At 59.0% G+C, this 24,040-nt stretch carries 27 protein-coding genes; 20 read left to right on the top strand and 7 right to left on the bottom strand.

The genetic code is table 11. The features are described from left to right. The first annotated feature begins 2 nt into the window (after positions 1-2). Positions 3-761, top strand: a complete 759-nt coding sequence (locus QMX88_RS11085; protein ID WP_282369107.1) for a C40 family peptidase — start codon at positions 3-5, stop codon at positions 759-761. Between the two features lie 213 nt (positions 762-974). Here QMX88_RS11085 and QMX88_RS11090 read toward each other — a convergent pair whose 3' ends face one another. Next, positions 975-1,589 carry a hypothetical protein gene (locus tag QMX88_RS11090; RefSeq protein WP_282369109.1) on the bottom strand — a complete coding sequence of 205 codons (615 nt, stop codon included), beginning with the start codon at positions 1,587-1,589 and terminating at the stop codon, positions 975-977. A gap of 178 nt (positions 1,590-1,767) precedes the next feature. On the opposite strand from QMX88_RS11090, the gene QMX88_RS11095 reads away from it, so the two are divergent. The 11 genes from QMX88_RS11095 (at position 1,768) to QMX88_RS11145 (ending at position 10,832) form a co-directional block, all read left to right on the top strand. Beyond that, entirely contained in the window at positions 1,768-2,112 is a 345-nt protein-coding gene (locus QMX88_RS11095; protein ID WP_282369111.1) for a hypothetical protein, read from the top strand. A gap of 41 nt (positions 2,113-2,153) precedes the next feature. Further along, positions 2,154-2,750, top strand: a complete 597-nt coding sequence (locus QMX88_RS11100; protein ID WP_282369113.1) for a tail assembly protein — start codon at positions 2,154-2,156, stop codon at positions 2,748-2,750. Between the two features lie 57 nt (positions 2,751-2,807). Further along, positions 2,808-6,392, top strand: coding sequence for a host specificity protein J (locus QMX88_RS11105; protein WP_282369115.1), 3,585 nt, complete (start codon positions 2,808-2,810; stop codon positions 6,390-6,392). A 15-nt stretch (positions 6,393-6,407) separates the two neighbouring features. Further along, the gene (locus QMX88_RS11110; RefSeq protein ID WP_282369222.1) at positions 6,408-6,743 is read left to right on the top strand and encodes a hypothetical protein; all 336 of its coding nucleotides are present in this window, start codon (positions 6,408-6,410) and stop codon (positions 6,741-6,743) included. After that, the gene (locus QMX88_RS11115) at positions 6,743-7,423 is read left to right on the top strand and encodes a hypothetical protein (RefSeq protein ID WP_282369117.1); all 681 of its coding nucleotides are present in this window, start codon (positions 6,743-6,745) and stop codon (positions 7,421-7,423) included. Before QMX88_RS11110 ends, QMX88_RS11115 begins: the two co-directional genes overlap by 1 nt. 34 nt (positions 7,424-7,457) lie before the next feature. Next, positions 7,458-8,231 (top strand): phage tail protein, encoded by a 774-nt coding sequence (locus tag QMX88_RS11120; protein WP_282369119.1) that lies wholly within the window; start codon positions 7,458-7,460, stop codon positions 8,229-8,231. Beyond that, complete coding sequence (locus QMX88_RS11125) at positions 8,231-8,560, top strand: hypothetical protein (RefSeq protein ID WP_282369121.1); 330 nt, start codon at positions 8,231-8,233, stop codon at positions 8,558-8,560. Before QMX88_RS11120 ends, QMX88_RS11125 begins: the two co-directional genes overlap by 1 nt. Next, positions 8,557-8,835, top strand: a complete 279-nt coding sequence (locus QMX88_RS11130; RefSeq protein ID WP_282369124.1) for a tail fiber assembly protein — start codon at positions 8,557-8,559, stop codon at positions 8,833-8,835. The genes QMX88_RS11125 and QMX88_RS11130 overlap by 4 nt, the downstream gene beginning before the upstream one ends. Positions 8,836-8,897: 62 nt before the next feature. Beyond that, positions 8,898-9,323, top strand: coding sequence for a cell wall hydrolase (locus QMX88_RS11135; protein ID WP_282369126.1), 426 nt, complete (start codon positions 8,898-8,900; stop codon positions 9,321-9,323). A 52-nt stretch (positions 9,324-9,375) separates the two neighbouring features. Beyond that, entirely contained in the window at positions 9,376-9,591 is a 216-nt protein-coding gene (locus tag QMX88_RS11140) for a hypothetical protein (RefSeq protein ID WP_282369127.1), read from the top strand. Further along, positions 9,588-10,832 (top strand): SGNH/GDSL hydrolase family protein, encoded by a 1,245-nt coding sequence (locus QMX88_RS11145; RefSeq protein WP_282369129.1) that lies wholly within the window; start codon positions 9,588-9,590, stop codon positions 10,830-10,832. Before QMX88_RS11140 ends, QMX88_RS11145 begins: the two co-directional genes overlap by 4 nt. Before the next feature lie 47 nt (positions 10,833-10,879). On the opposite strand, the gene QMX88_RS11150 is transcribed toward QMX88_RS11145, so the two are convergent. Next, positions 10,880-12,730 carry a hypothetical protein gene (locus QMX88_RS11150; protein WP_282369131.1) on the bottom strand — a complete coding sequence of 617 codons (1,851 nt, stop codon included), beginning with the start codon at positions 12,728-12,730 and terminating at the stop codon, positions 10,880-10,882. A gap of 206 nt (positions 12,731-12,936) precedes the next feature. Here QMX88_RS11150 and QMX88_RS11155 point away from each other — a divergent pair, with 206 nt between their 5' ends. From QMX88_RS11155 to recX, 4 genes are all read left to right on the top strand, one after another. Then, complete coding sequence (locus QMX88_RS11155; RefSeq protein ID WP_282369133.1) at positions 12,937-13,332, top strand: hypothetical protein; 396 nt, start codon at positions 12,937-12,939, stop codon at positions 13,330-13,332. A 693-nt stretch (positions 13,333-14,025) separates the two neighbouring features. Next, positions 14,026-14,526: a CinA family protein gene (locus QMX88_RS11160; protein ID WP_423571820.1), complete on the top strand. Its 501-nt coding sequence runs from the start codon at positions 14,026-14,028 to the stop codon at positions 14,524-14,526. A gap of 85 nt (positions 14,527-14,611) precedes the next feature. Then, on the top strand, positions 14,612-15,676 hold the full coding sequence (gene recA / locus QMX88_RS11165; protein ID WP_065989790.1) for a recombinase RecA: 1,065 nt from the start codon (positions 14,612-14,614) through the stop codon (positions 15,674-15,676). A gap of 8 nt (positions 15,677-15,684) precedes the next feature. Continuing rightward, positions 15,685-16,152 carry a recombination regulator RecX gene (gene recX, locus QMX88_RS11170; protein ID WP_122537389.1) on the top strand — a complete coding sequence of 156 codons (468 nt, stop codon included), beginning with the start codon at positions 15,685-15,687 and terminating at the stop codon, positions 16,150-16,152. Positions 16,153-16,200: 48 nt separating this feature from the next. Here recX and QMX88_RS11175 read toward each other — a convergent pair whose 3' ends face one another. Next, on the bottom strand, positions 16,201-17,307 hold the full coding sequence (locus QMX88_RS11175; protein ID WP_282369146.1) for an LOG family protein: 1,107 nt from the start codon (positions 17,305-17,307) through the stop codon (positions 16,201-16,203). A 378-nt stretch (positions 17,308-17,685) separates the two neighbouring features. Beyond that, the gene (locus QMX88_RS11180) at positions 17,686-18,111 is read right to left on the bottom strand and encodes a quorum-sensing-regulated virulence factor family protein (protein WP_065989783.1); all 426 of its coding nucleotides are present in this window, start codon (positions 18,109-18,111) and stop codon (positions 17,686-17,688) included. A 218-nt stretch (positions 18,112-18,329) separates the two neighbouring features. Between QMX88_RS11180 and QMX88_RS11185 the strand changes: the two genes are divergently transcribed. Further along, the gene (locus QMX88_RS11185; protein ID WP_282369226.1) at positions 18,330-19,061 is read left to right on the top strand and encodes a tRNA-uridine aminocarboxypropyltransferase; all 732 of its coding nucleotides are present in this window, start codon (positions 18,330-18,332) and stop codon (positions 19,059-19,061) included. Between the two features lie 58 nt (positions 19,062-19,119). Here the strand turns inward: QMX88_RS11185 and QMX88_RS11190 are convergent, their stop codons facing one another. After that, positions 19,120-20,004, bottom strand: coding sequence for a DMT family transporter (locus QMX88_RS11190; RefSeq protein WP_282369152.1), 885 nt, complete (start codon positions 20,002-20,004; stop codon positions 19,120-19,122). Between the two features lie 175 nt (positions 20,005-20,179). Between QMX88_RS11190 and erdR the strand changes: the two genes are divergently transcribed. Next, entirely contained in the window at positions 20,180-20,827 is a 648-nt protein-coding gene (erdR, locus tag QMX88_RS11195) for a response regulator transcription factor ErdR (protein ID WP_282369154.1), read from the top strand. A gap of 105 nt (positions 20,828-20,932) precedes the next feature. After that, the gene (locus tag QMX88_RS11200) at positions 20,933-21,301 is read left to right on the top strand and encodes a diacylglycerol kinase (RefSeq protein ID WP_192170844.1); all 369 of its coding nucleotides are present in this window, start codon (positions 20,933-20,935) and stop codon (positions 21,299-21,301) included. Between the two features lie 27 nt (positions 21,302-21,328). Here QMX88_RS11200 and QMX88_RS11205 read toward each other — a convergent pair whose 3' ends face one another. Next, a complete protein-coding gene (locus QMX88_RS11205) occupies positions 21,329-22,255 on the bottom strand; it encodes a LysR family transcriptional regulator (RefSeq protein ID WP_192170845.1) in 927 nt (308 codons plus the stop codon). A gap of 121 nt (positions 22,256-22,376) precedes the next feature. On the opposite strand from QMX88_RS11205, the gene fpr reads away from it, so the two are divergent. Beyond that, positions 22,377-23,156 (top strand): ferredoxin-NADP reductase, encoded by a 780-nt coding sequence (gene fpr, locus QMX88_RS11210; protein ID WP_065989778.1) that lies wholly within the window; start codon positions 22,377-22,379, stop codon positions 23,154-23,156. A 168-nt stretch (positions 23,157-23,324) separates the two neighbouring features. On the opposite strand, the gene tsaA is transcribed toward fpr, so the two are convergent. Further along, positions 23,325-24,029, bottom strand: a complete 705-nt coding sequence (gene tsaA / locus QMX88_RS11215) for a tRNA (N6-threonylcarbamoyladenosine(37)-N6)-methyltransferase TrmO (RefSeq protein ID WP_282369165.1) — start codon at positions 24,027-24,029, stop codon at positions 23,325-23,327. Positions 24,030-24,040 lie beyond the last annotated feature (11 nt).

Below are 24,040 nucleotides of genomic sequence, written 5' to 3' on the forward strand. Positions count from 1 at the left end.
CCATGCTGAAACATATTCTCAAGGCGGTTCAGGCGCACGCCGCCACCGATTACCCTCGCGAGTGTTGCGGTCTGCTGATCAGCATCGGGCGAAAACAGCAGTACATCCCGTGCACGAACACCGCAGCTGATCCCAATGAAGAGTTTCGGATCTCGCCGGAGGATTACGCCGCCGCCGAGGACCTGGGCGAAGTGATCGGCATCGTCCACTCGCATCCGGACGCCACGAGCAGGCCTTCGCCGCGCGATCTGGCGATGTGCGAGGCGACGGAATTGCCCTGGCACATCCTCAGCTGGCCTGAAGGTGATCTGCGAACGATCGTTCCCACTGGCAATACGCCGCTTCTGGGCCGCCCCTTTGTGCACGGTGCCTGGGATTGCTGGCAGGTCTGCGCTGACTGGTACAAGCGCGAGTGGGGGTTGGAGTTCGAAGCCTTCAAGCGTGACGACGGCTGGTGGGAGCATGCCGATGGCCCGAGCTTGTACGAGCAGGCCTATGAGTCGGCGGGGTTTGAGCGTGTCGGCACACCGCAGCGCGGCGACATGGTTGTCATGGAAGTAGGGCGCACGAAACACCCCAACCACGCTGGCATTTACCTCGGCGCAGATCCGACCTTGCGCGTCGAGCCGACTGCGGTGCACGGCGCTGGTCCGTTTCTCCTTCACCACATGTACAGCAGGCCATCGGAGATCATCATCTTCGGCGGCCCTTGGTATGACAGAACACGCCTGATCCTCAGGCACAAAAACGCTAAACAATGAGCCTAAGGTTCGTTTGGGGTAGCTAAATGACAGATCTATCGGACTGGCTGAACCGGCAAAACCTTGCTGATCTTGCGCGGTTTGCCGGCCGACCACCTCAAGAGCTTAGGCAGGTCATCGTGACGGATGCGATGACCGAGGCGGCCTTGCAATACATCTACAGCCTGCACGATCCTCTGATGTCCACTTTCCTGCTGGAAGAAGTTTTCAGGATCATGGCTGTTCTTCAGCCAAAGGCTCAGGCAGCGCAAGTAAGGAGCGCTTCACTCTCAAAATAACCTCGTCGTATTGCCTGTAAGCTTCCGCTATCGCAAAGCTAGGAATCGCAGAAGTAAGAATTGCTAATATCACATGGAGCGCAGAAAGCGTAATTGCTAATCCAACAGCGATTTCCTTAAGTTGTGATGCAGAAAACCGTCTCTCAAACTTAGAACCGTCGTCGTTTTTTCGAAGCAGACTTTGGAGCATTGCATGGTCGCTACCCTCCGGAGAGGGCATCCACTGGCCATGCGCGACTTCGTTTCGAAGCGTCGATAGCTTGCGATAATCTGAGATGACATCCGGCAGCCTAGATGCAATTTGAGGATCGAGCCTTGTAGATAGTTGAGCTGACAATGACGAGATTACGTTGGCCAAGGCACCCGATTTCAAGTTGAGAACTTTCACCACTGGGGAGGCTATTTTCTGTTCCATGCCAGAAAGAGATATGAAAATCTCCAACAACGGGTCGTCGCAGAGCGCATGGTTGATAACAATATCTGCGATCTGGAGTTTCATCGCATTGCTTGGCCCGATGGAGTAACCCCAGCTACCTTCGGTTTCACCCATACCAACCTCCTGTGACAATTTGGTCAGGTCCATGGGCTTGCAGGCAACGGACCGGAGCGATTCCTTGGAGGCGCAAAGCTACTACGGTGGGATCCCACTCAGTTACTGAAAATTTGTCCATGCTGGATGGGCACACAGCCCGGTGATACGCTCAGCCCTCAATCAATGAGGGACCATCATGCGAAATTTAGTAATAGCGCTGGCAGCTGCTGCCCTGCTGGCTGCCTGTTCCAGTCCATCAGACCTGATGTCGTCGCCAGCGAATTTAACCGTTACCACTTCGAAATCGGCAAAAGCCTATGCGTTATGTGTGTTTCCAGAATGGCAAGAACACGGCACCGCGGCGGTCATGAGCGAAACCGCCAAAGGCTATAGGATCGTGAACGGCTTCGGCCAACAAACGGACGATGTTCTCGACATCACAACTACCCAGGCTGGCGCTGTCGGAAAGCTCTATCAGCGGGTTGCCTGGTCTCAACTCGGGCGATCATCGCTGAGGGATTCCATGCAGAAGTGCAGATAATTAGAAGCCGCCATTAGGCGGCTTTCTTTTGCGAGGTGAAAATGCAGGCTGCTCCTTTACTCTCCCCAAGACTGGTCAACATCAAGTTGTCCGGATCTCTGGCATCTAAATTTGGTAGGAATCATCCGAAGCAGATCGATTCCGGAAGTACGCGAGAGGTACTGAAATCGCTTAGCTGCACGATCGAGGGGTTCGACCGCGAGGTGAAGAGGCTGGATGCGCTCGGCATGCGGTTCGCCGTTTTTCGAAATGGTAGAAACGTCGGTGAGTCAGCTTTCGAACTTGGTGGCACAAGAGAAATCAGGATTGTCCCAGTAGTTGGCGGCAGCAAGCGTGGCGGGGTGCTGCAAACTGTGCTCGGTGTTGTCTTGTTGGTCATCTCGGCCGTGTTTCCTGCCACATCCCCTTATCTTGCGCCGGCAGGTATTGGTCTTGTCGCGGGCGGGGTTATTCAGATGCTGAGCCCACAAGCTTCTGGTTTAAAGCAAAGCGCTTCACCCGACAACTTGCCTTCCTACGCATTTGGTAGTGCCAAGAACACGACTGCCAGCGGCAACCCTGTTGCGATCTGTATCGGCGAACGTCGGTGGGGCGGCGCGATCATCTCGGCATCGATTCTCGCTGAAGACAAAACCTGATTTTGAACTGGAATACCTGACCGCCGATTGGCGGTTTTTTTATGCCTGGAGGAAAGCATGGGCGCAGCTGAGCAAGTGGACATCCGGGGCGCCAAAGGCGGCAGCAGCAGCCCGAAAACGCCGACGGAGGCAACCGACAGCCTGCGTTCCACCAACTTGGCCAAGATCCTTATCGCGGTGGGCGAGGGGGAGTTTGAAGGCGTGCCCACGGCCGCCGACATCTTCCTGGATAACACGCCGATCAACGACGCAGGCGGCAACGTCAATTTCCCGAACGTTAAGTGGGAGTGGCGCTCCGGCTCCGTTGAGCAGGATTACATCCCGGGTATCCCGTCGGTCGAGAACGAAACCACCATCAATGTCGAGCTGCGCAGCGACAGCCCGTGGATTCGCTCGATCACCAACATCCAGCTTTCGGCCGTGCGTGTTCGCCTCGCTTGGCCAGCCCTCCAGCGGCAGGATGATGAGGGCAATGTCGGCGGGTACCGGATCGATTATGCCGTTGACCTGGCCACCGACGGCGGCGCGTACGTACAGGTGCTGGCCGAGGCCGTGGACGGAAAGACCACGACCCGTTATGAGCGCTCCCGCCGTATTGATCTGCCCCCGGCGACTTCCGGCTGGCAGATCCGGGTGCGCCGCCTCACAGCGAACCAGAACACCAACAAGATCGCCGACACGATGCTCGTCGCCGGGCTGACTGAGGTGATCGACGAGAAGCTCCGCTACCCGAACACCGCGCTGCTGTACGTCGAATTCGACGCTGAGCAGTTCAGCAACATCCCGGCCGTGACCATCAAGTGCAAGGGCCGCAAGTGGCAGGTCCCAAGCAACTACGACCCGGTCGCACGCTCCTACACCGGCGTTTGGGATGGCACCTTTAAGCAGGCCTGGACCAACAACCCTGCGTGGGTCACCTACGGCATCTGCACGGTAGATCGCTTCGGACTTGGCAAGCGCATCAAGCCGTACATGGTCGACAAGTGGGAGCTGTACCGGATCGCTCAGTATTGCGATCAACTGGTGTCGGACGGCATCGGCGGGCAGGAGCCCCGCTTTCTCTGCGACATGAACCTCCAGGGCAAGGCAGATGCCTGGACGCTGCTGCGCGACATCTCAGCGATTTACCGGGGCATGACTTACTGGGCGCAGGGCCAGCTCGTGATGCAGGCGGACATGCCGCGCGCGCAGGATTTCGACTACGTGTTCACCCGGGCGAACGTGATTGGCGGGGAAATGAACTACGGCAGCGCCTCCGCAAAGACACGCTACACCCGCGCAATCGTCAGCTACGACAACCCGGCCAACAACTACGACACCGACGTGACCGCCTATTCGGACTTGGCGCTGCAGCGTCGTTTCGACGACAGACCCACCGAGATCAGCGCGATCGGGTGCACCCGCGCCTCCGAAGCTCAGCGCCGCGGGAAGTGGGTGGTGATGAGCAACAACCAGGACCGGACCGTCACGTTCAAGACCGGCATGGAGGGCGCGATACCGCTGCCGGGCTACATCATCCCGGTGGCTGACTCGCTGCTCGCCGGTCGCGAGGTCGGCGGCCGTATATCTGCCGCGGCTGGCCGCGTGGTGACGTTGGACCGGGACACGATGGCCAAGGCCGGCGACCGGCTGATCGTCAACCTGCCAAGCGGCCAAGCGCAAGCCCGTACCGTGCAGTCCGTAAATGGCCGAGCGATCACGGTCACCGCCGCGTACAGCCAAACCCCAGGCCCCGAGCTTCAGTGGGCGCTCGACGCCGATGATCTGGCCATCCCGCTGTTCCGCGTTTTAAGCACCAAACGGACCACCGAAGGCGACTACGAGATCTCGGCGCTGCAGTATGAGCCGGGCAAGTTTGCCTACATCGACACGGGCGCGCGCCTTGAGGAACGGCCGATTAGTGTGATTCCGCTGACGGTCGTTCCGGCGCCGGCGAGCGTGACGCTGACTTCTACCACTGCGATCGCGCAGGGCCTTGCCGTCACCACAATGACGATCACCTGGCCCGCGGTGAATGGCGCGGTCGGCTATGACGTCGAGTGGCGCAAGGACAACGGCAATTGGATCAAGGTGCAGCGCACCGGCGCAAACAGCGTCGATATCGTCGGCATCTATTCCGGCTCGTACCTGGCGCGCGTGCGGGCTGTCAGTGCCTACGACATCTCGTCGGTATGGCGCAGCTCGATCCTGACCCAACTCAACGGGAAGGAGGGCCTGCCGCCGGCGGTGACATCGCTGACGGCTACCGCGCTGATCTTCGGCATCCACCTCAAGTGGACTTTCCCACCTGGTGCGACAGACACCCAGCGCACCGAGATCTGGCACGGCCCGACTACGGACCTGGCTGCGGCTACCAAGCTCAGCGACCTAGCCTACCCGCAGTCCGAGTACAACATGCAGGGGCTGCTCGCCGGCGTTACGTTCTTCTTCTGGGCGCGGCTGGTCGACCGTACCGGCAATATCGGCCCGTGGTACCCGGCCGGCCTCGGCGTGATGGGGCAGACGAGCTCCGAAGCCGGTCCGATCCTCGACATGATCGCAGGCCAAATTGGCGAAACGCAGCTGGGGCAGGATCTGCTGGCCAAGATCGAGAAGATCGACGACCTGCAGGACCAGATCGATGCGCTCGACGGGCTCAAAGCCTACAACCCTGATGGAACGTACGAGAAGGGCCAGATGGTCGTTGTCGACGGCCGCATCTATCAGGCAGACAAGGCCGTGCCGATCAACACGCCTCCTCCGAACGCCGATTACTGGGAGGATGTGGGCAACCTGCTGGAGACCGCCAACGGGTTCGCCGCGCAGATTGCCACCAACACTGCCGACATAACTGAGCTCGACGGCGCGGTAAGGGCGCAGGCCAGCAGCGTGCAGGCCCTCAGAGCATCGGTCCGCGACGACAACGGTGAGGGCGAACTTGCCGATGCACTGAAGGGATGGAGCAGCACTGCCAGCATCGTCACCGAGTCTCAGGTGAGCGCGGCAAGAGACGAAGCGACGGCGAAGACCGTGACGCAGCTAACCGCAACGGTAGGCGATAACGTTGCCCAGGTGACCGATCTGCGGCAGGTGGTGAGCAACAATCAGTCCTCGACTGCGACATCGATTTCGCAGCTCACCGCCAGCGTGAACAGTAACGTTTCTGCGACTCAGCAGAACACGTCGGCCATCCAGCAGACGGCCAACGCCTACGCAGACACCGCCGGCAAGCTGTCGACAATGTGGTCGGTGAAGATGCAGGTGACCCAGAACGGCCAGTATGTTGCGGCCGGTATTGGGCTCGGAATTGAGAACACGGGCGCTGGCCTGCAAAGCCAGTTCCTGGTGTCAGCCGATCGGTTCGCCATCGTCAACAGCATTGCCGGCGGTGCTGTGTCGGTTCCGTTTGCTGTCCAGAACGGACAGGTCTTCATGAACTCGACGTTTATTCAAGACGGCACGATCACCAACGCCAAGATCGGCAGCTACATCAGCTCGACCAACTACATCGCTGGACAACAGGGCTGGATCCTCAACAAAGACGGCACCCTTGAGATTAACGGGATCGTACCCGGTCAGGGGCGCCTGGTGATCAACGCGCAGAACGTCTCTGTCTATGACGCGAACAACGTGCTGCGCGTCCGTTTCGGCTATCTGGGGTAAGCAATGGCCTATGGAATGAGGATATGGGGCGCCGACGGGGCACCCCAGCTGGATGAAAACTCTTTTACATTCAGAGTGGCACTTTCTGTTGTCGTGCCTAATTCGGGCTGGACGATTACCAACAGCACATATGGATTGGGCTATAAGGACTTTTCGGCCCCCGGAGTAACCCCGGCGAACTCTTGCGCGACTGTTGTACCAATCGGCTCCTACAATGCTGACACAACTCAATTTGAGACGGAGGTTCTGAACGGAGTTGTTCGCGTTTACAACTACAACCGCGGGTTCCCGTCTGGAACATGGGCCGCCACGGCCGGGCCTATGCGACTCATCGTCATGAGGTTCTCCTGATGACTTACGGCCTCCAGTTCATCAATAACAGCAATGTCGTAACGCTGGATTCTGAATTTGCAAGGCTGACCGTGCTAAGCAGTGGGAGGTACGCGCCGACGCAAGAGTCTGGAATGGGCTCGGTTACGAGCTTTCCGCAGACGATCGCTAGCCAAGAACCGCCATTGGTCTTTGTTAGGCCTGACACGGTGGCTGGCAAGATTGCGGGGCTGTGCTTAATGCGGGTTGTGGGCTCGCCTGGCGCATGGACAGGATTCTATGTAAGGGCCTACAGCAACGACACGCTGCAACCAAATGGCCGATGGTTCGCGGCCGCATTCATGTCCAAACCAGCAGCCTCATATGGCCTGAGGCTGTGGGACGGATCGGGCGCAGTCATTTTTGACAGCGGAAACCCTGCCGCCGTTTTTACCCGGTCATTTCAAAACTGGACTTACGTTAGGACTGTTGTGCAAGCGCCCAACTATTTTAACTATTACAAAGTTGATTTCAACTTTCCAGAAAACGAGTTTGTGCTGATAAACAACTTCGGAATGAACATGGTCGCCGGTAACGGGCCGGGCAGACAGTTATATATGCTATGGAATTTCGCGGACGGCACACTTTACGCGCTGACGGCTTCTACCTCCAATCCGAACGCTTTCTACCTTCCAGCCATATTCGCAAAGATGACAGCGTAAGAAGGCTCTAAGCGATCAACCAAAGGAATAGTTTATGCCCTGGTACAAAGCCGGGACGGTTTCCGTCGCCCAAAATTCGAACGCCGTTACTGGCACCGGCACCTCTTTCATTGCCAACAGCCGGGTAGGGGATGCGTTTCTCGGTCCGGATGGACGCTGGTACGAAGTGACCAACATCGCCAGCGATACGGCGATGGCGATATCGCCCAACTACCTTGGGGCTACAAGCAGCATGGGCACTTACGCGCTGGCGCCGATGCAAGGTTACGTTAAGGACTCGGCCGACGCCCTTAGGGCTCTCGTGAACCAGTTCGGCACAAAGTTGGCCGCTCTGGGCACCACCGGGAACTACGACGTGCTGCCGCTAACCAAGGGTGGGACGGGGGGCGTAAGTGCTGCTGACGCGCGTAGCAAGCTCGGTTTGGGATCGGCCGCACAGGCTGCTCTGGTTGGCACTGTGTCCCAAACTGGCGGCGTTCCAACAGGCTCCGTGTTTGAGGCAAACACCAACGGCAATGGGTCTTTCGTGAAGCACGCAGACGGTTCTATGGAGTGCAGGGTGCGTTTGGACCCCGGGCTGGTACAGCCAAACGGCACGATATCGGCCAACTGGGCTTTCCCCGCTGTATTCGCTGAGCCGCCGGTTATTTCAGGCATGCCGTGTACGTCCGGCGGGTACGGCTACCTGATGAGTATGGGAGGCGAGGGACCGGCCTCCACCACGTCGTTCGCAATATCCTTCGTTAATCGCTTCTCCGAAGCGCGATATGCCATCTGCTATCTGACAGCAAAAGGAAGGTGGTTCTAATGAGAATCAAGTTATCTCCGCAGCGCCGTGACGACACACTAGAGGTCACCAAGGCCGGGGGCCTACTGATCATCAATGGAGAGGCTTTCGACTTCTCCCCGATGCCTGATGGTGCCACCCTGCCGCGATCGGCGATCAATTCGGAGTGGTTCGCAGGCGACGTGGAGATGATCTCCGGCGAGCTGGTGGTCACGCTCCTATTTCCCAACCCAGCCAATTCCAGCCCGGAGCAGGCGTTTCCTGTAGACCTGGTGGGCGTGCCTGACGGACCGGTTGCTTTTCCACTGCCGCTGCCTGCGCCAATCGTTTCAGAGGTGTCACCAGAATGAGCAATATCGACTGGTCCAAACTCATCACCAAAGAGATGAAGGAAACGCAGCGGGTTATTGCGCTAATGGGCGAGGTGACCGCCGAGCAAAGCAGGCGCAAGAAGATTGCCGACGATGCCATTCAGCCGCTTCAGGATGATCACGATACCGGTGACGCGGATGATGACGGCGAGGCGCTTCTGATCGCCTGGAAAAGATATCGCTCGGCGCTTTCGAAGATCCAGCTACAGCCCGGCTACCCAACTACCGTGGACTGGCCAGTCCCTCCGATCTAAACAACCCTCAGCTTTACCGCAACCCGCCATCGAGCGGGATTTTTTTTGCCTGGAGAAAAGTTATGACCGTGACCGAACAAGATCGCGATGTGCTAGCGCGCACCCTGTGGGGCGAAGCGCGTGGCGAGGGGCTGGCCGGGATGGTGGCCGTGGCCTGGACGATCCGCAACCGCGTCGATGACGGCAAGGACAAGTCGTGGTGGGGCGAGGGCTACGCCGGTGTTTGCCAGAAGCCGTACCAGTTCAGCTGCTGGAACCGCACCGACCCGAACTATCAGTTCCTGAGCGGCGCGCGCCAGATCCCGTTCCGCGAGCTGGCGCAGTGCCGGATTGCTGCTGACCAAGTGATTGATGACCGGGTGCCGGACCTCACCGCCGGGGCAACGCACTACTACGCGACCACCATGCCCAAGGCGCCGGACTGGGCTGCCAAGGCAAAGCGGACTCTGAAGCTCGGCAACCACGTTTTCTTCCGCGACGTGCCTTGATCGCGCCGAGCACCAGACTGCCTTCAGTACAGATTCGGATTAGGAGTACAAGATGCAATCTCAACAATACATTGCCGCCGCGAGCCTGGCCCCGGTCACACTTGCCGTCAAAGCAAACGGCGGAAGTGTGAAGGTCGAAAAGCAGGTGGGCACAGACTGGGTTGTATCTGATCTGTTCGCCCAGGACGGCGCGTGGCGTCTCGATTTGGGCTATTCGCAAACGCGATTCACGCCGTCCGGCGGTGCTGTATTCGAGATCTACTCATGAGCCTACTCATCAGCACTGCTGTGCCGCGGCGCCGCATCCGTCGCGGTTTGGGGCTGCTTGGCGACAGCTTCAGCGCGAATTGCCACACCATCGACCCGAAGGCGTTTGGTACTGAAGCATACGGCTACGCCGGCGCGATCGCGGCAAAGACTGGGCTTTTTCCCAGCTACCTGGACAATCAGGGCAAGGTGGGCGACCACTCCGGCCAGTTCATGCCGAGGCTCCCGTCCTGCCTGACGTCGGTCACCGCCGATCTGTGGATGCTGCTGTCGCGCACAAACGACAGCACCACGCCAGGGATGACGCTGGCAGACAGCAAAGCCAACGTGATGAAGGCGATCACGGCCTTCCAGAACACGCCCGGCAAGTACCTGATCGTCGGCACTGGTACGCCGCGCTTCGGCACCAAGGCGTTGACCGGCCAGGCTTTGGCAGATGCGATCGCGTACAAGGATTGGGTGCTGAGCTACGTCAAACAGTTCGTGCCCGTGGTCAATATCTGGGACGAATTCACGCAGGACATGACCGTCGATGACCTGCACCCGAATCTGATCGGCGCAGACTTCATCCAGTCCCGCTGCGTGCCGATCATCAACGCCAATTTCGAATTCTTCGGCGTGCCGCTGCCCACCGATGCTGCCGACCTGTACTCAGCGATTCGTCCGTTCGGCTGTCTGAACGCCAACCCGATGATGGCGGGCTCAACCGGCGTGATCAACGCATCGGTCAACCCAGTCGCCGGATCGGTGCTGGCGGACAACTACAAGGCCTCCGGCTCGGGCCTAAACGGCATCACCACTCGCTGGTACAAAGAGCCGGCGGCATTCGGCGAGGCGCAGTGCATCGAGTTGGCCGGGACCATGGCGGCTGCAGGCGGGTACATCTATCTGCAGCCGGCCGCGAACGTGACGCTTTCGAATCTCCTGGCAGGGGACGTCATCGAGATGGTCTCGGCTCCGGAGATCGTCGGCAACAGCCGGGGCATCCTCGGCTGGGAGGCTGAGCTGATAATCACCAAGCCAGTCGCGGGCACCTCCACCACCATTTACTACCGGTCGATGGACAAATATCAGGAACCGTTCACGTTGCCGGCCAATTGGAAGGGTGCGCTGGAGACGCAGCGGTACACCGGCGACGTTACGGAGACGGTGGTAAGCGCAAGGATGGGGCTGTATCTGGCCGCTGGGATATCTCAGGACAGCAGGGTGAAGGTGGCGCAGTTCGGCATTAGAAAAGTGTGAGTCTCAAAAGCAAAATGGCGCCCGAGGGCGCCAAATTACCTAGACCCTTATGGGATTGCATTCAGGACTAGTGATTGAACACCAATCCCCAGCACACGGGCATCTGCCGATTGGCCCATCTGGGCAGGCGATACAGCCCCTGGCGCCTTCAGAACAATCTGCAGTAGCCCGTCTTTGGTCATCGCTTCAGGGATATCCACCGACTTGGTGCCGATAGGGTTTGTCACGTTGAAATCCCACATGGCGATATCCTTGCCATTCACTTCCACGACGATGCTCTGCGCGGGGTGCTTCTCTGTCACATACGCCCGGCCTTCGACGCTCAGGCGGTATTTTCCAGAAGGGACAGGCAACTTGACTGTGCCGCCCACGCTTCCCTGCGTCCAGGCGCCCCACGGTTCAGCCGCGTACCATCCACTGACAGCGTATTGCCAGCCCAAGACCCCAGGTGAGAACGTCAGCATTTCGCCTGGGCTGTAGCCGGTCAAACAACCGGACTTGATAACCACGTAAGAGCCGTTCGAGGTGGAAGGCAGATTGCACAACCTGCTGACTCTTTCACTCTGTCGCAGCATCACGCGGTCAGCACCATCGATCATTGATGCGCCTTCCTGCCAGCCGATGGCTCGAGCATTAAACGGGTGCTGGAACGCCGTCAGAGAAACCATGACGTTCGCCATCATCGGGATTGTGGGCTCAACCGATACGGTGTTACCCGGGGCAAAGCCGTTGCTCTTGTCCCTGATCACCTGGTTGCCGTACGACAGGGCTTCAATGAATGGGGCAACTGGAACGACGAGGCCTTTAAGGATGAACAGAGAGGCCAGCCCGGCGAGAATTGGCGCCACCAAACCGCCGCGCACCTTCTTATCGCCGAATGGAGCGTACGATGCGAAGACGCGCACCGCATTCAGCACGCCAAGGGTCGACACGATGAAGAGGTGTTTCTTGACCGCGTACGGTGAGCCGTCGCCGTGGAGTTTGAGCAGGGCATATTGGAGTAGCACCAGGCCGAAAGCGGCTACAACTGCGGTACCCAAAACGGCATCAACATACACGGCCTTGCCTGACCAATAGCGCTTTAGGTTCCACGCACCGAACGCCGCGCACATGAACGAGACGATGTAGATCGAGTTATATCCGAACGTCAGCGATCCATTGTTAGCGGAGATATCGCGCATCACTTTGAAGGCAGGGTTCGTCAGAACGATTATTGCCGCTCCTACAGCCAGAATAACCAGGCATACAAAAGTGCTTTTGATTGGGGTCTTGTCGCGGGCAAGGTTCGTCAACAGCCTGAACGATAGCAATGCACACCCCGCCGCAAACACGTGAATAGCAACCAGGGGCTGAATCCACATAGTCAGCCAGCCGCCGAGCAAGAACAGTGCTGTCTCTTTACGCTCGCCGATGTTTCTTGAAGCCCACAACAGGGCGCCGAAGTAAACGACGTCGGCTACCAATTGCGGATAGAAGAAATTGTCCACAACCTCCCAGCCGATTTGCGACTTGGAGAATGTGCCGACCAGGAACGCGCAGACGAACAACAGCATGCGCTTGAGTGAGTTCGCGCCTGCCAGGCAGACGATCACCACGTAGACCAGGAACGCCGCCAGCACGGTAACGACTGTGATACCGATCAGGCCTGAGCCAAACACCCGGCCAGCCACTACGGCCAGCCAGTGCGATATCGGCGGATAAATCGCCATTGAGCCGATACGCTGCAGCGTTCCATCCCGCACACCGTGGTACTTGTCCAGTTCGTCGACCAACAGGAAGTGCTGCACCAGGTCGAAGCTGGTGGTCTGAATGTAGCGCGAGAACCACACCACCAGAACCGCAGCGATGCACGCGCCGAGCATGTAGTGCCACGCGGTAGAGCCTGATTTGTTGTTCATGGTAGGCCTACAGCAATCCGGACGATGGAATGACCAGCTTCAAAAGCAGGACCAAAATAACCAACATTCCTAATAGCCAAAGCACTATAGCCGTATGGCTGAGCTCATCCTTTTTCACAGATATTTCCTTTTCTAAGCGCACGCTGCAGTAAGTTCAATCATCCATGTTACAAGCACGAACTCTGTCAGCGGAAGGCCTCGTCTTGATGGCCGCTCATCATTGCCCGATTGACGCCGCCGGCGAGGCTTCGGTTAACTGGACGCATATCCAGTATCAAGAACCGAACATGATTCGACCTACGAATAACGAAGCCGACCCGCTGGCCGCATGGAAGATGATGGTCGAGGACAGGCAAGACCTCGTCACCGACCCTGACGGCCAGCGGGCGAAGCTGCGGGAATTGGCAATGCTCGCTTATCAGCGGTATCAGGTCGATGCCGACGAACTGTCGGACATGCTCGAGGTTACGGACGCTGCGCGGGAATGGGGCTTGCTGGAGTTGGAGCACGGCTATTATCTGGGCCTGTTCCAACGGCCAGAGCATGAGCTTGAACCGGGGACTCAATGTTTCTACAAGGGAAGATTGATCAGGGTTTTGTGAAGGTCGGCAGAACGCCGGGGAGGGTTGCTGAAGTGTCTAATACTACCTCGGGCTACATCGAATCTATTGGCCCTAAGCCCGTCTAACTTGGGGTTTCTTTTTAGACAGAAAAAAAGCGCGCGCCGTATCTTTCATGGCTTGCGCTTCGTTTTTCACCCTACTGCTGCATCATCGGGGTGTGCGAGGACAGGTCGGAAATTGCTTTATTCATCAGTTATTTAGGCAAATTCTGTAGGAGGTTGAGGCAAGTTTCGGGCGACGAAAGGGATTCCACCTACGTGGCCCGACGTCATATCCGATTGCTTTTGCGATGGCGGCAAGGTTACCACGCACGCTCTCGGGCCGCAGGTCCGGCTGATTCGTCACGGCGCGTTTCCGAACCGACACGAAGCGCTTCGAGCTGGCTAGGATGTCGAGCACCGCCCGACTGGAGGCGGCATCATCGACAAGGATTGCCCTATGCAACGCAAGCGAGGACGAGATTCAACCAACGGCCGTTTCATCCCTCTGGAGGAGGCCAAACGACGTCCACGGGAGACCGTCGTGGAAACCGTCAAGAAACCCTGCCCCGAAAAACCGGAGCGCAAATAAGTGTCTTGCAGGCGTGATCCGGATTCAGGTCGCGTCTGTGTTGCACATCCATCCTGCTGGTGTAGCGTGTCTGCTTTGCCTCGACCGATACGGAGAACCCCTTTGGACGATATCACCCACCTGGCAGCAACCCTGGGTCAGCAACTGTTGGCAGCGGGCGCGCAGGTCAGCACGGCCGAATCCTGCACCGGAGGCGGCATCGCTGAAGCCATCACCCGTATCCCCGGAAGTTCGGCCTGGTTCGAGGCCGGGTATGTCACCTACTCCAACCGGCAGAAGACCCGACAACTGGCGGTGCCGGAAGCGTTGTTCGCCCAGGTCGGCGCCGTCAGCCGCGAAGTGGTCGAAGCCATGGCCAGGGGCGCGCAGGCCAACAGCGGTGCGCAGTTTTCGGTCGCGGTCAGTGGGGTGGCCGGGCCGGACGGGGGCTCTGCGGAGAAACCCGTTGGTACGGTGTGGGTCTGCTGGGGCGTGGCGGAACGATTGATCGCCGAGCGCTTTCTATTTGCAGGTGACCGTGATGCGGTCCGCCGACAAACGGTGAGCGCCGCGCTAGAGGGGCTTGTACGCCTCTCTCGCGGAGAAATACCAAATCAGGGGTAGGCGCGCGTCAGACCCTGTGGAATAATACTGGCTACTTATACAGTTATATCGGCCGTCAAGGCCTAACCTATTACGAGAGGATTCAATGGACGACAACAAGAAGAAAGCCTTGGCTGCGGCCTTGGGTCAGATCGAGCGTCAGTTCGGCAAAGGTGCCGTAATGCGCATGGGTGACCATGACCGCCAGGCTATTCCTGCTATCTCCACCGGCTCGCTGGGTCTCGATATCGCACTCGGTATCGGTGGCCTGCCAAAAGGCCGGATCGTTGAAATCTACGGCCCGGAATCTTCGGGTAAAACCACCCTCACTCTGTCCGTCATCGCAGAAGCCCAGAAAATGGGCGCCACCTGCGCATTCGTCGACGCCGAGCACGCGCTCGATCCAGAGTACGCCGGCAAGCTGGGCGTCAACGTCGATGACCTGCTGGTTTCCCAGCCAGATACCGGCGAACAGGCCCTCGAAATCACCGACATGCTGGTGCGCTCGAACGCGATCGACGTCATCGTTGTCGACTCCGTGGCCGCTCTGGTACCAAAAGCTGAAATCGAAGGCGAAATGGGCGACATGCACGTCGGCCTGCAAGCCCGACTGATGTCCCAGGCGCTGCGCAAGATCACCGGTAACATCAAGACCGCCAACTGCCTCGTTATCTTCATCAACCAGATCCGTATGAAGATCGGCGTGATGTTCGGCAGTCCGGAAACCACTACCGGCGGTAACGCATTGAAGTTCTATGCGTCGGTTCGTCTGGACATCCGCCGTACAGGCGCGGTCAAGGAAGGCGACGAGGTCGTCGGTAGCGAAACCCGCGTCAAGGTCGTCAAGAACAAGGTGGCCCCGCCGTTCCGTCAGGCTGAGTTCCAGATTCTCTACGGCAAGGGCATCTACCGTAACGGCGAGATCATCGACCTCGGCGTGCTGCACGGTCTGCTGGAGAAATCCGGCGCCTGGTACAGCTACCAGGGCAGCAAGATCGGTCAGGGTAAAGCCAACTCCGCGAAGTTCCTGGCGGACAACCCGGAAATCGGCACCACCCTCGAAAGGCAGATTCGCGAGAAACTGCTGACTGCAGCGCCTGATGTGAAGGCTCAATCGTCCCGCGTAGCGGCAGACGATGTGGCTGAAGTCGAAGCTGACGCGGACATCTGATCCCCGCCATGCCGGCTGTGCTTGATACGCCCGTCGCTGTAAGGCGTACTGCAATGGACCTGCTCGCACGACGCGAGCATGGCCGTGTCGAGCTGACGCGCAAACTGCGTCAGCGCGGCGCTCCCCCCGAATTGATTGACGCAGCGCTCGACCGTTTGACGGAAGAGGGGCTGCTGTCCGAATCCCGATACCTCGAAAGCTTCGTTTCCTATCGTGCCCGTTCTGGCCACGGCCCTTTGCGCATTCGCGAAGAGCTGGGGCAGCGCGGTTTGCCGCGTCCGGACATTGAACAGGCGCTGCGCGAGTGCGGCGTCGACTGGTGGGAGAAGCTGGAAGCGCTGTGGCAGCGCAAGTTCAGCGGCCAGTTGCCCAGAGATGCCCGCGAACGTGGGCAGCAGATGCGCTTTCTGAGTTATCGCGGATACCCGCCCGAGCTGATTGGTCGTTTGCTGAGTGGCAAGGGCAACGACGACTGACGCTTGATCTGCCTGAAGGCGCGCAGACGCGCCCTCAAGCATTCACCCTCACATCGATTTCACAGGCTGGGTCTGCTGAGAAGGTGCAGGTGTCGCCCAGTTCTCCTCCAGATTTATGCAGTCCACCAGTTCGCGCAAGCTGCCATGGTTGCGGCCGTTGAACGCGAACGCCAGACGCGTGAGATGGCTGAACTGCGCTTCGTCATATTCGTCCTGATGCCCGTACTGTTGGAAGTCGCCACTTAACCGCAGATCGGCGAACCTGTCCTGCAGGGCGTTCAGCGCCTGTTCGCTCAAGGCGTGATGCATGCGCATGACGAAGGTATTCTTCAGCCAGCGGCTGGAGTGGAAGTTGCTGTAAAACCGATTGATCTCGGCGACGGCCTCATCGGCGCTGTACACCAGCTTCATCAGGTTCATGTCCGTGGGCAGAATGTATTTGTTCGCCTCCAGCTCACTTTTGATGAAACCGAGAGCGCCTTCCCAGAACGTGCCGCCCGGAGCATCCAGCAGCACGATGGGAACCAGCGGGCTTTTGCCGGTCTGGATCAGCGTCAGTACTTCCAGTGCTTCATCGAGGGTGCCAAAACCACCGGGGCAGAGCACCAGCGCATCGGCCTCTTTGACGAAAAACAGCTTGCGCGTGAAGAAGAAGTGGAACGGCAGCAGATTCCCGGTGCCATCCACGGTCGCATTGGCGTGCTGCTCGAACGGCAGGGTGATGTTGAAGCCCAGGCTATGATCCAGGCCGGCGCCTTCGTGGGCCGCGGCCATGATCCCGCCACCAGCGCCGGTGATGACCATCAGGTCGGAGGCTGCCAGTTGCTTGCCCAGTTCACGGGCCAGCGCATAAACAGGATGCTCCAGGGGGGTACGGGCTGAGCCGAACACGGTGACCTTGCGCCGGCCTTTGAATCGTTCGAGCACCCGGAACGCATTCTCCAGCTCGCGCAGCGCTTGCAGGGTGATTTTGGCATTCCAGCGATTCAGGTCGTCCTGGGCCATGCGCAGGACGGTCAGAATCATGTCGCGGTAGAGCGGAAGGTTGGGGCTGTCCGGGGCGACCGAACCGAGGAGTTCTTCGACTTTGGGGGTGAGGTCGATTCCGTTGCTCTGAAAGTGTTGAGACAACGCGTCACTGGGTACGTACGGCATTCACGCTTTCTCCTTCTGCAGAATCATTGACCGCCGCCAGGTGGCGGGATCGCGACGCGTCATGCGTCGGCGTGCGCAGCGCATCCGAAGGAAAGGGAGGCATCAGGCCTGCGCGGCGCCCGATTCTGGGCTAATCCGTGGTTGAAAAGAGAAAACATTGATGGCAACCGGCGCCGCAGGCAACCCTTTCTTGCATGCAAAATGTGATGAGGCATCAGGGGCACGGCGAAACGAAAAGCAGGCACCAGGATCAGCGATCAAGCAGCGCGCGAAAAGTGCTGAGTGGCGGGGATTTGAATAGCGGAAGTAGCCGGGAGGAGAGAGCAAGACTGCGCGTTGAAAGGATTTCGAAACGCGCAGCCCATAAAGCGCGTTACATCACTTCTTGTGGGCAGGGGGCTTGGCAGCGCAATCCGCCGCTTTGATTTCCTGCGTCGTGATGAGCTTGTTGGTTTTGTATTCGGTGAACTGGTAACGCAGGATCGCGCCCTTGGCCATCAGCTGACGATAACCGGCATTGCGGCACACGCTACCGCCCAGCTGACCGCGGACGTCGTCCGGGTTTTCGCGCATCTGAGCCGCCTGGCCAGACTGCACGCTCAGGTGGTTGATCAGCATCTTGCCTTCAACGGTGTAGCCTTCGTCGAGGATGTCTTCGTTGATGGCGCGTGGCGTACCGACACTGCTTTCCTTCGCGACTTTATCAAGCATCTGGCTCAGTTCGTAATCCTGTTTGGACGCCGCGTTGGCGCACAGTGGAGCGACGAGCAAAAGCGTGAGAGTGGGGGCGATGAGGCGCAGCATTGAATTCTCCTGGTGCGTGGACGGGTGATGCAGAGGCTGGCCGTTGGACCGGCGACATCCCGAGGCGTTCACTGGGGGAGTGAGCTCTCAGGGCCGGGCAGTATAGGGGAGGAGCCTTGGCGGACACCAGAGAACACGGCGCGCCGGGCGGGTCTGATAGAATGCCGCGACTTTTCGACCTGCCGGATACCCTCGTGTCACTGCCTTCTTACCCTTCAATGACCCCGACTCTTTGTCACAGAAACTCTGTCGCCTGTCTGAGAGATGAGCGGGAGGAGGAGAGTACCAAGCCTTACCTTGCTCGCGGATCACGTGCGCCCAGGTGCCCGTACTGTCGAGTGATCGAAAGTCACTGCCTGTGCAGGTGGCGTCCCAAGGTCGAGGCAAAATCAGGGGTGTGCCTGATCATGACGACAAAAGAGGTCTTCAAACCCAGCAATACGGGTTGGCTGATCGCAGACGTGATCAAGGATAACCATGCGTTTGTGTGGTCACGCACCGAAGTCGATGAGAAGCTGATTGCATTGCTCAACGATCCGCAGTGGCAACCGTATCTGGTATTTCCGGGGGAATATGTAGCGGCCGAGCGCGTCACCAATACCGTGACAATTAATCCGAATAAGAGACCGCTGTTCGTGCTGCTTGACGCTACATGGACTGAAGCGAGGAAAATCTTCCGTAAAAGCGCTTATTTTGACTCCATCCCCATTTTGAGCCTGATCCCTGAAAAGCTTTCACGGTACAAGCTAAGACGTTCCACGCGCAGCGAACATCTCTGTACCGCTGAAGTGGCCGCACTGTGTTTCGATCTGGCCGGCGACACTGAAGCAGCTTCGGCTCTAAGCTGCTACTTCGATGTGTTCAGTCAGCACTATCTAGGTGCCAAAAATCAGTTGCCCCTCGACTTGCTAAGCGATGCTCATCAAGAGCTCAAGGGCTATCTTGAGTAGTCATCAGTAAGGCTGGCGCCAGTGAGCCGTATCAAGACGGCTCGCATAGCAGCAGATCTCAGGCAAGGGTTTTCTTCGGCCACAACTGCGCCAGCAGCATCCCGGCCAACATCAATCCGCAGCCGATATAGCCGCGCAGTTGCAACGCCTCGCCGAGAATCCAGGCCCCGGCAATGGCGGCGAACACGGCTTCAAGTGAAAGGATGATGGCGGCGTGGGAAGCAATGGCGTGTTTCTGCGCGACCACTTGCAGCGTGTAGCCGACGCCGACCGCGACGATGCCGCCGTAGAGCAGGGCAGGGGCCGCGTCGATGATCGCGCTGAGGGCGATCGGTTCGAAGAGGACTGCCAGCAACAGGCTCACCACCGAACACGTGGCGAACTGTAAGAAGGCCAGACGGATCGGGTCGTGGCGACTGGCAAACAAGCTGACCAACACCACATGCCCGCCCCACACGAACGCGCCGATCAACTGCAGCCAATCACCTGAAGCGACGTGAAAGTTATCGCCAATACTGAGCAGGCACATGCCGACCACGGCCAACAGGCAGCCCAGCCAGGTGCCCAGCCCGGTTTTATGACCGAGCAGCAAGCCCAGCAGCGGAACAACAATCACGTACAGACCGGTGATGAAGCCGGAGTTGGTCACGCTGGTAAACAGCAGGCCAACCTGTTGCAGGTTGATGCCCAGTGCCAGCGCCAGGCCCATGATGATGCCGGCGCGTAACATGCCACGATTGAGCAGAGGTTCCGGCACTCGGACCGTCTTGGCGTTGCGCAGAATCAGCGGCATCAGGCAGAGGGAGCCCAGCGCAAAACGCAGCCCCGAGAACAGGTACGGACCGATATGATCCATCCCGGCGGTCTGAGCAACAAAGCCGGTGCCCCAGATCAATGCGGTCAGGAGCATGAGCAAGTCCGCTCGCAGGGCATGGTTTGGCATGATGGCACTCGTCAGGTCGGGGGCGCAGACTTTGCCGTAAAGCGTCAGGCTTGACCACCCCGACTTCGCTGGGCATCCTTGGCGCCGCTCACGCACGGTCCCTGTGTCAAGATGTCGCGGGCTGCCTCATTAGGTGTTGAATTCGTCGGCGCTGAGTCACTTAAAGGATCATGAAATGCCATACGAAATCCTGATTGCCGACGACCATCCCCTGTTTCGCAGCGCATTGCATCAGGCGCTAAGCCTGGGGCTCGGGCCGGATGCAAGGCTGGTCGAGGCCGAGAGCATCGCCGATCTCGAAGCGCGACTGACCGAAAAGTCCGATTGGGATCTGGTCCTGCTGGACCTGAACATGCCCGGCGCCTATGGCTTTTCGGGCCTGGTGCTGTTGCGCGGTCAGTACCCGCAGGTGCCGGTGGTGATGGTCTCTGCTCAGGAAGAGGCTGCGGTGGTGGTCAAGTCCCGGGAATTCGGCGCCAGCGGTTTCATCCCGAAATCCAGCTCTCTCGAAACCATCCAGAAGGCCGTGCGAACGGTGCTGGATGGCGATGTCTGGTGGCCCCCGCAGGTCAACGAAAGCATCAGCGTGTCGCCGGAGGCCAAGGCCGCCAGCGAAGGCCTTGCCAGCCTGACGCCCCAACAGTTTCGCGTGTTGACGATGGTCTGCGAGGGGCTGCTGAACAAGCAGATCGCCTACGAGCTGAGCGTGTCGGAAGCGACGATCAAGGCCCACGTCACGGCGATCTTTCGCAAGCTCAATGTGCGCACGCGAACTCAGGCGGCCTTGCTGCTGCAACAATTGGAATCCATTGCGCAGAGCTGATTCCCCTGAATCAGGCTGAACCCGGGCTATACGCGGTCGACCTTCACACTTTTTTGACCGTCGCCGCACTAGCCTCCACCGCTTTCATTCATCAGTAGTTTCCCTATGACGTCCCCATTCAAAGGCCAGACCGGCCTGAAACGTATTCTCAACGCATCTGGCTACTCCTTCGACGGCCTGACCGCTGCATTCAAAGGCGAAGCGGCGTTCCGTCAACTGGTGCTGCTCAACGTCGTGTTGATCCCGCTGTCGTTCATGTTTCACGTCAGCCGCGGCGAGCGCGCGATCCTGATCGCGGTGTGCCTGTTGGCGCTGATCGTTGAGCTGCTGAACTCGGCGATCGAAGCCGCGATTGACCGGATCTCTCTGGACCGTCACCCCTTGTCCAAAAACGCCAAAGACATGGGCAGCGCCGCACAGTTCGTGGCGCTGAGCATGATCGCTGTGGTCTGGGGCCTGATTCTGCTGGGCTGACAATCGCTTTTACAGTCGGGCTCCGCGTCAGGCGATGCTCGGCAGGACGATCTCGTCGCTGCGATTCACACCGGCGGTGAATGAGCGGCAGAGGTCGAGGAATTCGCGAATGGCCGATGTCTGGTATTTCTGCTTGTGCCAGATGAAGTAGAACTGTCGCACCAGATCCAGCTCCGGCGTTTCAACCGCAACGAGGCTGCCCCGACGAAAGGCGTCACGCAGGGCCAGACGCGAAATGCAGCCGATACCCAGCCCTGACTCCACAGCGCGTTTGATCGCTTCCGTGTGTTCCAGCTCCAGTCTCACGTTCAGGCTGTTCAAGTGATGACGCATCGCCTGATCGAAGGTCAGGCGCGTCCCCGAACCCTGCTCCCGCAAAATCCACGCCTCGTGCGTCAGTTCCTCGAGGGACGCCCGGCCCTTTTTGGCCAGGGGATGCTGAGGGGCGCAAAACACCACCAGCTCATCTTCGACCCAGGTCTGCACTTCGATGTCGGGGTGGCTACAGTCGCCTTCGATCAAGCCCAAATCGATCTCGTAGTGGGCGACCTGCTGAACGATGTTCGCCGTGTTTTGCACGTGCAGCTTCACCTGGCTCTCGGGGTGGCGCTGCATGAAGCTGCCGATCAGCAGCGTGGCGAGGTAGTTACCAATGGTGAGGGTCGCGCCGACTGCCAGCGAACCGAAGCCGGACTTGCCGTTGAGCAGGTCTTCGATCTCCTTGGCCTGATCCAATAGCGCGACGGCCTGGGGCAACAGCTGCCGGCCGGTCGCGTTGAGGCTCAGCCGTTTACCGGCGCGGTCGAACAGCTGGCAGCTGGACTGGCGTTCCAGTTCGGTGATGGAGGTACTCGCCGCAGATTGCGACAAGGACAACAGGACCGCCGCGCGGGAAACGCTTTCCTGCTGGGCGACCGCGACGAAAACCTGGAGCTGACGGAGAGTAAATCGCATATCTATATAACCGATAACCTATATCTTGATAATTCAGTTAACAGATATTGTGTCTGCCACTAGAATGTCGCGCAATGGCGCACTGACCCGCGCAAGAATTTATCAGGAGCTCCCACGTACCATGAGCAACATGAATCACGAGCGTGTCCTCAGCGTTCATCACTGGAACGACACCCTCTTCAGTTTCAAGTGCACCCGTGATCCTGGCCTGCGCTTCGAGAACGGTCAGTTCGTCATGATCGGTCTGCAGCAGCCAAACGGGCGCCCGCTCATGCGTGCCTACTCCATTGCCAGCCCGAACTGGGAAGAGCATCTGGAGTTCTTCAGCATCAAGGTGCCGGACGGCCCGCTGACCTCGCAGTTGCAGCATCTGAAGGAAGGCGACGAGATCATCATCAGCAAGAAGCCTACGGGCACGCTGGTGCTGGACGACCTCAAGCCAGGCAAACACCTTTATCTGCTCAGCACCGGCACCGGGCTGGCGCCGTTCATGAGCGTCATTCAGGACCCTGAAACCTACGAGCGTTTCGAGAAGGTCATCCTCTGCCACGGCGTGCGTTACGTGAACGAAGTCGCTTACCGCGAGTTCATCACCGAGCACCTGCCGCAGAACGAATTCTTCGGCGAGATGCTGCGCGACAAGCTGATCTACTACCCGACCGTGACCCGCGAGCCATTCGAGAACGAGGGCCGCCTGACCGACCTGATGCGCAGCGGCAAACTGTTCAGCGACATCGGCCTGCCGCCGATCAATCCGCAGGACGACCGCGCCATGCTGTGCGGCAGCCCGAGCATGCTCGACGAAACCAGCGAAGTGTTGAACAGCTTCGGCCTGACCGTTTCGCCACGCATGCGCGAGCCGGGTGATTACCTGATCGAGCGTGCATTCGTCGAGAAGTAACCGCGTACAGATACGACCCAATCGCCGATGAATCATCCTCGCAGTACCGCGAGGGTGACGTCATCGGCGAATAGGTCAGTACAGGCACCCGCCTTTTTGGGGTCTGAAAAAAACCGCCTGGAGGTCACGGACCAGGCGGTTTTTTTGTGGGCGGGTGTAAGCGGCTTATCAACCGGCGGCGGGGACGACTTCCAGCACGCAGATGACGCCTGCTTGCGGGTAATGCCAGCGCACGTCCAGATCCCAGAACTGCGCGCCGTAGCGTCGCTCTGGCGGGGGTGTCTGGTAGGCCGGTCGCGGGTCTTGAGCCAGGCACTGCTCGATCAGCTCGATCAGCGGTTCTTCGAGGCGCAGCCCCTGTTCGCGAGCCTGGGCCAGCGCCGCGTCTGCCCATTGCACCGGAATCATCTCCGGCGCGGCGGCGGCCATGCTGTTACGTGCATCAACGATCACATCCGCATAAGGCACGTAGGGTTTGACGTCCAGCACCGGCGTGCCGTCCAGCAGGTCGATGCCTGACAGCCACAGGCGCGCGGCTTCGACCTTGTCCAGCTTGACCACCGACTGACCGATCCCGTTCGGCCGATGGGTCGCGCGCGTGGCGAATACGCCCATCGACTGATTGCCGCCCAGACGAGGAGGGCGCACCTTGAGTCGCGGCTTGTCCTCCAAGGCCTGATGAAACAGAAACAGCAGCCAGACATGGCTGACCTGTTCGAGGCCCTGCACGGCGTCACCCTGATCAAAAGGCGCGACCAGCTCCAGCACGCCCCGCGCGGCAGGCGCCAGTTGCGGCTGCCGGGGAATGGCGAACTTCTCTTTGAAGCACGAGCGCATGAAGCCGATCGGCGAGACGCTGTAGGCCTGGGTCATCGGCGGATCTG

It is taken from the genome of Pseudomonas sp. PS02290 (assembly GCF_029960075.1).
Lineage (GTDB): Bacteria > Pseudomonadota > Gammaproteobacteria > Pseudomonadales > Pseudomonadaceae > Aquipseudomonas.